Annotated in this window: 9 protein-coding genes; 1 reads left to right on the plus strand and 8 read right to left on the minus strand. The window is 53.6% G+C overall.

Going from position 1 to position 9,624, the window contains the following annotated elements; all coding sequences use genetic code 11:
• From ACWI8T_RS06415 to ACWI8T_RS06450, 8 genes are all read right to left on the minus strand, one after another.
• The coding region (locus ACWI8T_RS06415; RefSeq protein WP_449138343.1) for a hypothetical protein at positions 1-450 on the minus strand (450 nt) is incomplete at its 3' end.
• Positions 443-2,155, minus strand: a complete 1,713-nt coding sequence (locus ACWI8T_RS06420) for an O-antigen polysaccharide polymerase Wzy family protein (protein WP_449138344.1) — start codon at positions 2,153-2,155, stop codon at positions 443-445. The genes ACWI8T_RS06420 and ACWI8T_RS06415, both read right to left, overlap by 8 nt.
• A gap of 8 nt (positions 2,156-2,163) precedes the next feature.
• A complete protein-coding gene (locus ACWI8T_RS06425) occupies positions 2,164-3,177 on the minus strand; it encodes an alcohol dehydrogenase catalytic domain-containing protein (RefSeq protein ID WP_449138345.1) in 1,014 nt (337 codons plus the stop codon).
• Positions 3,177-3,890: an IspD/TarI family cytidylyltransferase gene (locus tag ACWI8T_RS06430; protein WP_287538483.1), complete on the minus strand. Its 714-nt coding sequence runs from the start codon at positions 3,888-3,890 to the stop codon at positions 3,177-3,179. Before ACWI8T_RS06430 ends, ACWI8T_RS06425 begins: the two co-directional genes overlap by 1 nt.
• 33 nt (positions 3,891-3,923) lie before the next feature.
• Entirely contained in the window at positions 3,924-4,913 is a 990-nt protein-coding gene (locus ACWI8T_RS06435; protein ID WP_449138346.1) for a glycosyltransferase family 2 protein, read from the minus strand.
• A gap of 9 nt (positions 4,914-4,922) precedes the next feature.
• A complete protein-coding gene (locus ACWI8T_RS06440) occupies positions 4,923-5,810 on the minus strand; it encodes a LicD family protein (RefSeq protein WP_288485505.1) in 888 nt (295 codons plus the stop codon).
• 2 nt (positions 5,811-5,812) lie between these two features.
• Positions 5,813-6,895 carry a glycosyltransferase family 2 protein gene (locus tag ACWI8T_RS06445; protein WP_449138347.1) on the minus strand — a complete coding sequence of 361 codons (1,083 nt, stop codon included), beginning with the start codon at positions 6,893-6,895 and terminating at the stop codon, positions 5,813-5,815.
• Positions 6,896-6,898: 3 nt separating this feature from the next.
• Positions 6,899-8,779 carry a polysaccharide biosynthesis protein gene (locus tag ACWI8T_RS06450; RefSeq protein ID WP_449138348.1) on the minus strand — a complete coding sequence of 627 codons (1,881 nt, stop codon included), beginning with the start codon at positions 8,777-8,779 and terminating at the stop codon, positions 6,899-6,901.
• A 609-nt stretch (positions 8,780-9,388) separates the two neighbouring features.
• Between ACWI8T_RS06450 and ACWI8T_RS06455 the strand changes: the two genes are divergently transcribed.
• Positions 9,389-9,624 (plus strand): PLP-dependent transferase (locus tag ACWI8T_RS06455; protein WP_449138349.1); only part of this gene is annotated, 236 nt, incomplete at its 3' end.

Raw genomic sequence — 9,624 nt, forward strand, 5'->3', positions numbered from 1 at the left:
AACGTCGCATACCTTGTTCGCAACTTCGTCGGCGACCTTCAGGGCAAGGTCAGGATCTTCCGCCGTAACGTCAATGAAGCAGAAACGAGTCGTCCAGCTGGTTTTCGTGGAGGTATCTTTCCAGTCGGGCGTGGTAATGGTGATATCTTCGCCGTATTCCTCGCGAATTTGAGCAGCGACTTCCTTACTCACGACGATTCGACGCACGTCGTTCATCATCGTATTCTCGTTGAATTCGTAATTGTAATCGCCGCCCTGACGAGCATTCTCATCATAGCCATAGCCGGTGACATACAGGCTTGCCTCGGCGGTATACGTCGCAGCGGTCTCGACCTTGCCAGATTTGACAAACGACGAGCCTGCGCCGGCGACAAGAGCGAGCGCGGTAATCAGCACAATGGCGATCCAGTGCCGCTTCACGCTTTCGCAAATCGTGGTGAAATTAAGCATCGGTCCTCCCTTTTTCCTGGGCCAAGTCAATACATGCAATGCCATACACATTTGTTTTCATATTCGCCGCTTTGCCTGAAAGCGGTTTGCATACGGGTAAAGCGCGCGGAAGCGCTACACAGTGCCGAGCGGCCGCAGACGGCGGAGACTGTTCGGCAGCCACAACCTTTTGCCATGTTCCAGCCCGCGAGACAAGCGCGAGCACCGCCGCGAAAGCCATGACCAGCACGAGCGCCGCCAAAAATCTCGTCGTCCAAATGAACGAAATCCACTCGCTCGCAGAACCGCGCGGCATATGGAACACATTCATGGCCGAAATCAGACCGACCATGCCCCAGAACCACCTTTTGCCAATCGAACGCGACAAAAGATAGAACGCGCATGCCATCATAAAGCTGCCAACGGCGATGCCTCCCCAACCGAAGTCGGCGAACCATTCCAAGATATAGGAAGAGCCATAGCCTTCTCCGCCCAGGTAGTTGTAATGGGCAAAGTACGACATCGTATGCGAATAAGAATTGCCCTCGAGGGCGAGCTTTGCGCTGTTCGTCGAACCAAGCGCCTCGCAACCCAAGAAGGTTTGCCCGATGAAGCCTTCTGTGATGTTTGAAATAAAGGCGCCCATCGTGAAAAACTTGAACCCAAGATCCTGGACCTGGTCATTCACGAGATATGCGCGGCCGAGCACCGTAAACGTAACGCCTTGCTTGAACAGCGCATCTTCGAGCATTTCGACAAAACCAAGGTTCGTCACCTGGCCTGAGCGCAAATAATTCTGCAAACCCATTGCAAAAATGCCCAACGGCGCCAAAATAGCCACGCCAACCATCATGCGCTTCGTAATCCAACGCTCTTCTTTGTCGGTGATCGAACGGAAAACGAAATAGAGCGCCGCAAACAATATGTCTATGACAAAATCGCCGCGCGAGCCAATAAGCAAAATCGGCACCGAAGTCGCAATGAACATCAAAAAGCAAATCGCCGTGGGGCGCTTGCGGGGCATCGTCGCCAAATACGCGCACAAAACGTATGGCGTCATCGCCCTAAACAAATCGACTATCCACGGAATATGCTCGCTGGAATCAATAAGGTAGTATTCTTCATACGACATGCCGCCCATGTACGACAGACGAATAGAACCGTCATACATCGCGCCCGCGAAGCACACTATGAAAAGCAAGAAGGAAGCTCGGCGAATATAGAGCATCTTCTCGCTGCGCCCTATGCGCAAGGCATAATCGGCCACGACGTTATTAACGGGCTTTGTCGCTTCCACCACGCGTGGCGCCATGCGCGCCTTCCGCTCCCTCACGCATTCATTATGGCGCGCAATAGCCGAGCACAACGTCGACCCCAGAAGCAAGAAGAGCATCGAAACGTAAATGGACGAAAGCGCGAACATCGTCGTTTCGACCGTCCACAAGAACCAATCCCTGTTTGGGTCAAGCTCGCCAAAAATAGGACGTGTCAAAAGGAACAAGAAGATGCCCGCATGCAGAAACAGGAAAAGCAAGCGGTTTTTCACGTCGAGGCAGCCATGCAGCAGGTTGCCCGCAAAAAGCGCGAGCACCGCAGCAAGGGTGACGATCGTATCGTTCGTCAATACTCCCGTCGCAAATAAAGCACCCGAAAGCACCGAGATAGTTACTTGCAACGACAGCACGACGCCTCGGGCCGAGCCCACGCGGTGCCTCACCTTCGGCATCCAAGCCATTACAGGCCCCACTTAAATACCGTTTTGAACGGGTTTTGCAAGTCGGTCGCAAATACCCGCTTGATGTCTTTTATGTCGTTCACTTCCCCATCGAAATGGACGATTTGGCTAAGCCTACGCTGGATGTCTTTATCGCGCATCACGTCGATCGCGGCGAGGAAATCGTCGCGGCCCGAACGGGAGCACCCAACGAGCGTCATGCCCTTTTCGAGCACATTGCGCGTGAACACCGGCACGGGGTGCTCGCTCACGCCCATAAGCATAAGCGTGCCCTGCGGCTGAATATGCTCAATAACGAAATCGATCGCGGACGTCGAACCCTCGCCGCCAGCGCACTCGAATGCATGGTCAAACGTAAGGTCGGCAGGCGCCTCATACGACAGATAGCGCTCCGCAACAAAGGAAAACATCGAGAGCTTTTCCGGGTCATGGCCGACAACGACAATCTCGCATTCGGGGTATTGGCACGAGAGCGTGCATGCCAACGCATAAGCCAACGAGCCATCGCCAATAATGGCAATTCGGTCGCGCTTCGCATGGGCGGCGATATCAAAGCGATGAATGCCATGCATCGTCACGCTCACGAATTCGGCAATAGCGGCAACATGGGGCTCGACTCCGGCGCATGAAACAACGCGGTCGGCAGGCAGCGCGACGAATTCGCGCATGAAGCCGTCATGTCCGCTCGAGCGAAACGCCGAGCCTGAAGCGTAGTTCTCATACACGCCATCGGGACCATGGCCTGGAATATTCGGAATCATTACGACGGGATCGCCCACATTGAACGTGTGGGTGGCATCTGCGAGCACCTCGCCCATGCATTCATGAATAAGAGCCATGGGAAGCTTCTTGCGCATAACCTCGGGGTCGCGCTTGCCCTGGAAATAACGCTGATCGGCGTGGCAAACCGCCATATAGCGAGGTCGAACGATCACCTTGTTGGCGATATCGACGTCTTCAAACTTTATCGCGACCGTTCTTGGCGCGATAAGCTGGTACACGTTGTCGATCATTATTCGTCAACCCCACACTCAATCATTGCTTGGGCCGTTTTATAGTCCATGATGGTCGTAAGCTTGATATTCGTCACATCGCCCAGCACCAAATGAACAGGCTTGCCCTTCAGCACAAGAATCTTGCAGGCATCGGTGAGCTCGGCGCGCTCGGCATCGGTAAGGCTTGCATACAAATCTTTGAGCGTCTTCACCTTAAAGCTCTGAGGCGTTTGGCCCTGATACATATTCGAGCGAAGCGGAATAGAGGAAATGCACTCACCATCAAGCGATTCGACAATGGTGTCGGTAGCAGGAATAACCGTGTCGCATGCGCCGAATTTTTGCGCAGCCTCGATATTCGCCTTAATAGTCGACACTTTCACGAAAGGACGCACAGAGTCATGCGTAACGATGACATGTTCATCCGATTCGCCATAACGTTCCTCGATGGCTTTGATAATCTCGAGAATCGTGCCGTTGCGATCGGCGCCGCCCTGCACGACGTGAACCGGGGTTTCGCCGAAACCATACTGGGCAACAGCATCCTTCGTGTACTCGACCCAATCGCCGTGCGTGCCAATGAAGACAGCATCGAATTCGCTGCACAGCAAGAATTTCTCAAGCGTATGAATGAAAACGGGCTTCTCGTTAAGAGGAAGGTACTGTTTCGGCATGCTCTCGATATTCATTCGAGAACCAACGCCGCCAGCAAGAATAGCTCCGAAAATCATTGATTGCTCCTTATTGATCCAACACGAGAGATTTTATTTCATAACGCGCAGCACGCACCGATACAATGGCAAACTCAACATAAGCACCTTTGACAGCACATAGCGGGCTTTCGTCATTTGCTTATTATTCTTCACCGATTCGAAGTGCGCCCGAATATAGGACACGAGCTCCTTCTCCTCGGGAGTGCCATTCATTTCGCGAGAAGCGATCATTCGGTCAAGAACGACGCATCGCGCCCAATAAAGGCGAAAGTCCAGGTCTTCTTTGAGCTCCGGATACATTTCGCACGCCATTGACGCGGTGTGCTCCCACGCATCAATAATATCATGTGCCTTCGGAGTGTAAGGTTGCGTGGTGATGCTCCCCGCACGATGGCGATAATGATAGAGCTGGGCGTTCGAAACCGAAATAGACGAGGCAGAACCGAATATCTCGACGATCGTCGCAGCATCTTCGTACGTCTTGCCAACCGGGAAAAGAAAACCGTTGTCGAAAAGCTCTTTTTTGTACAGGCGCGTCGGAACCCAAATGCGCGGCAAGCCCGATGTGATCGACGCCCTTAGAGCCTCAACGGGAGTCACGACCTCAACCGTGCGATGCGATGCGTCTATATGGTCGGGAAGCTCGCAACCATCTTCGACATCGATCACATCGCACGTTGCGATATCGGCGCCCGTGGCTTCGATATCGTGCAACAGCGACTCACAAAAGTCCAGGTCAACAGAATCGTCGCTATCGACGAACGCGATGTATGGCGCACGAGCAGCCAAGGCACCGCAATTCCTCGCGTCGCTCAAACCGCCATTCTCTTTATGAATCACGCGAATTCGGGAATCTATATCGGCCCAGCCATCACAGGTCAAAGAAGACCCGTCGGTCGAACCGTCATCGACAAGCACTACTTCGATCTCGCTGACAGTTTGTCCGAGCAAAGAATCGAGGCAGCGGGCCAAATATTGCTTCGAATTGTACACAGGCACAACAATAGAAACTTTCGGCTGTGCTGCATTGCTCTGAATCATCCAGCCCACCTAGCGCTCGTCGTTTGATTGCCGATTCGACTCTTCGACGCAATACTTCACGCCTTTATACTGCGCACACGGGGTGTTCAAGTCGAAGAACTCCGCATCGTGGTGCGGCTTACGCTTGTCTTCGGGCGGAAGCTGCATATAGTCGCCAAACGCCATACGAAGATAAGCGTCGTAGCCACACGGAAGAGGCATTTCGGTATCTTCGAAAGCATGCATCACCGCATGATCGAACGCCTCTTTCGGATATTCGTTCTGCATATAATGCGCGCCCGAACAGAGCTCAGTGATTTTGTTGCATTCCGAAATGGGGTACTTCGTCATATTGCGTTCAGCGCGTTTCCACAGCTTGTAGCGCGCACGAGGCGAACGCACAAGGCCCAACAAAATGCGGCTGCCCATCGCAACCACACCACCGTGCTTTTCGGGAACGAATTGCGCGCGGAACAGCGAGTAAATGAGCGCCCAAGCTTTTTGCTTCTTTCGAGCAAAACCATCGGGACAGCCATCAAGAGGAAGCACGTCAAGCACAAGGCCATGACACAAGTCGATATCGCGCTGATAGGGCTTGATAAACGTGGTCTGCGCATCGCGAATAGCGACGAAGATGTCGTGATCGATGAACGTTTCATCAGATTCGACGAGCTGATAGCGCGAATCGGCGTGCTCGGGCCAAAGCTCACGCAAGCGTTCGTAGCTTTCGCGTGGCATGAACACATCGACGTCATCATCCCAGGGAATAAAGCCGCCGGTACGAACAGCGCCAATGCAGCAGCCGCCGCAAAAATAAAACGTCAAGTCATGCTTCTCACAGAAGGCTTTAAAGTATTTCGCCATCTCAAGGCTCTTGGATTGGAGCCCCTTGAGGTCTTCTTGAGTCAATTCCTGCATTGTTACTCGCCTTCTTCTGCGGAAAACGCAGTGTCGAAAGGGGGCATCTTCTTAAACGCACCCGCGATAAGCCCCACGAGCGTTCCGACGCCATACGAAACATGAATACCAAAGAATACAAACGGCAACGCGACCATGCGGATGTTTCGCTTCGGAGATTCAACCGCAACTCGCAACATGAGCACCACCGTAACCGCCGCATAAAGGGCTGCACACGCAACGAAAGGTGCCCAGCCGCGCAAAAAACCAACGCACGCCAGCAAAATGATTCCGAGAACGAATGCGAACGGCGCAAAATGATAAGCCCTGAAACACTTTGGCTGAACATACATCGTACGGCCGATCCAATACCCATTACCGTATTTCTGTTTCAGCATACGCTTCAACGAACTGCGCGCAATTTGCTTAGATTGAATTCGGACATCGAAGCGAATCTTATAGCCGGCTTCGCGAACTCGGTAGAAATAGTCGTTGTCTTCGGTGCGGGCGAGACGTTCATTGTACAGCCCAACTCGTTCAATTACTTCGCGGCGGAACATCGCATGAAACGCCGACGAGACGTATTCCTTTTTTGAGGAACCACGATAATCCGCAATTGAACTGCCAAACGCCGATTCCTCTGCCATAAGGAGCGTATTGCTCCAGTCGGTTTCGGGAGAAGCAATCGTTGGACGCGGCCCGCCACAAACAAACTCCCCCTCGTCGAGGACTTCGACATTCGAGGAAATAAACGATTGGGGAATTCGTGCATGAGCATCAATGCGAACCAGGGCATCGCCAGTGAAATTCTTAATAGCGACGTTGCAGCCGCACGGAAGTATTTCACCTGGATTGCTAAGAACGGCAACCCTTTGAAATCCCTTGGCTTGGTCGCTCTCGGCAAACTCAAGCATAACCTGCTTCGTGTCGTCCTTCGACATGCTGTCAATAAGCAGAAGCTCAATTCGATTGTGAGGGAAATCTTGCGCTACGACATCTTCGAGAATATTCGAAAAATGCTGGGCCTCATTGTGCGCGACGATAGCAACCGACACCGTACGCACTGCTTCGCACTTCCGTGCGCAATCGACATTCGTATCCTGCATCAACTATTTCCCCTGCGCAGCAGCTGCTCGTTCTTCGATAACGTTATGCGTAATGGTGTACGTGGGAACGGCGTCGGCAAGCGTGTGAAGCGCCGTGACATCGTCCTGGCTAAGAGCGTCGCGCAGTTCTCCAAGTTTGCGCTCGACGGCCTCGTAACCAATTTCTTTACCCGTGGAAATCATGATGCCCTTGAGTTTGGTGGGAATCGTGTTCTCCTCGTTCATGAGCAGCTCTTCATACATCTTCTCGCCCTCGCGCAAGCCGGTATAGACAATCTTGATGTCTTTATCGACCTCGAGGCCGGAAAGCTTGATGAGGCTCTTCGCCAAATCGACGATTTTCACGGGGTCGCCCATATCGAGGATGAAAATCTCGCCGCCGTTGGCCATGCCGCCCGCCTGAATAACCAGGCGCGACGCCTCGGGAATCGTCATGAAGAAGCGCTCGATGTTCGGGTCGGTAACCGTAACGGGGCCGCCGGCCGCAATTTGGCGCTTGAACAGGGGAATAACGCTGCCGTTGCTTCCGAGCACATTGCCGAAGCGCACAGCCGTGAACACCGTTTTCGATTCCTGCGCGTAATGCTGAATGATCATCTCACCCATACGCTTGGTGGCGCCCATGACCGAAGTGGGGTTCACCGCCTTGTCGGTCGAGATAAAGATAAAGCGACCAACGCCGTACTCGTCAGCAAGGCGCACGGCGTTCAACGTGCCAAACACGTTGTTCTGAATCGCCTCGCGCGGGCACATCTCCATAAGGGGCACGTGCTTATGCGCAGCTGCATGGAACACGGCTGCGGGATGATACTTCTCAAAAACGTCGCGCAAACGGCCCTCGTCGCACACGCTACCAACCTCGACCTGCACGTCGACATCGTCGTATTGCGACATGATTTCATTGCGAAGCATGTAGGCGTCGTTTTCGTACATGTCGAACACCACGATGCGTTTCGGGGCAACGGCGGCAACCTGACGGCACAGCTCAGATCCAATAGAGCCGCCGCCGCCGGTAACAAGAATGGTTTTGCCGGAAATATAACCGCTCACAACGCGCGTGTTCAAAACGACCTCTTCGCGGCCGAGCAGGTCGGCAACGTCGACCTCGCGCAGCTTGACGTCGTTGATTTCGTCGATACGCAGCTCGCGCACATTGGGAAGCGTGCGCAACTGGCAATTCGTTTTGGTGCAAATGCCATAAATGCGCTTGCGCTCGTCGAGCGTGGCAGAGGGAATGGCCACAACGATCTGCTGGATATCGAAGCGCTCGACCAAACGGGGAATATCGTCGCTCGTTCCCATGACCTCGACACCGTGAATGCGAAGCTTACGCTTGCTGGGATTGTCATCGACCGCAATAATCGGATCGCCCGGCATATGCGGATCGCGCGAAGCCATGCGGCCAATCGCGAGCGAGCCCGTTTCGCCCGCACCGACGACCAGCGTGCGCAAGCGTTTCTGATTTTCTGCAGGCGTAGCGGCAATAACGCGCTTCTTGGAACGAATGACGCGGAACACCATGCGCACGCCGCCCGTGAAGAAAATCATCAGGAACAGCGCGACGAAGTAAATACGAATGGGAATCCACTCGCCAAGCATCCACAGCAACACGGCGGAAACCAGCGTTCCAAAGCCGACCATAATGACAATGCGAATCGCATCGTCGATCGAAGCGTATTCCCAGAGGTTGTTGTACATCTTGAATGCGGCGAACAGGCAGATATACACAACTGCTGGCACGCCGAGAATGAAATAGATTTCGTGAGTGGCAAACACTTCGCCCACCAAGCCCGTGAGCACCGATGCCAAGTAGTATGAAAGGAATGTTGCGAGGATGTCGCACACTATGAGAAGCGCAGTGCGCCTTGTAAAACGAATATCCATGACGTCTACTTTTTCCTAACGGCCAAATGTACCTGCCGTGCGCCCTTTAGAGCACGGCATATCTTTCGTAGTGTAATGCATATCGTTGCATCGGGGGGCGCGCCTGCGAAAAAGCTCGCTATTCATATATTTTTGCAGCTGCAAAACGCCCGCTCGCCAAGAAAAAGGCACCGCGCGCGGCGACGTCGCTGGTCATCAACAGAATAGCGGAATCGACCCATTGCCGCATCGGAGCACGTTGGCGGCGGTTTGGGCGATGCGGCGGCCCTGCCCGATTCAGCTTCGCGCTTTCCTCATATCTTTCCTCGTGCATCTATGCGCCTGGTTCTCATATCTCATATATGTATGCATTCGGTTTCGCTATCTATTCAACAGATAACTAGCTACCAGTTTTTACTGATTGACATCACCATATCACGCCCCTATTCTGTTCAACAGACCAAACGAGTAGGAAAATGGGAATTTCGAAAGGAGCCCCGAATGCGACACACGAAACGAATGCCGAACTCCCGGTAGATTCGCTTTCACACCTGCCGGGAGCTCCACCGACCAGCACATTTCCATTCGCGATGGGAACTAGCCCATCGAACTATGTAAGGAGACTTTCCAATGAGCCAGTTCATCAATAACCCCGAGCACACCTTCGGCTTCGACACCCTGCAGCTGCACGTCGGCCAGGAAAGCGCCGATCCCGCCAGCGACGCGCGCGCGGTGCCCATTTACCAAACCACGAGCTACGTGTTCCGCAATTCCCAGCACGCCGCCGACCGCTTCGGCCTGGCCGATGCCGGCAACATCTACGGCCGCTTGACGAACTCCACCCAGGGCGTGTTCGAAGACCGCAT

The organism is Slackia sp. (assembly GCF_977041755.1).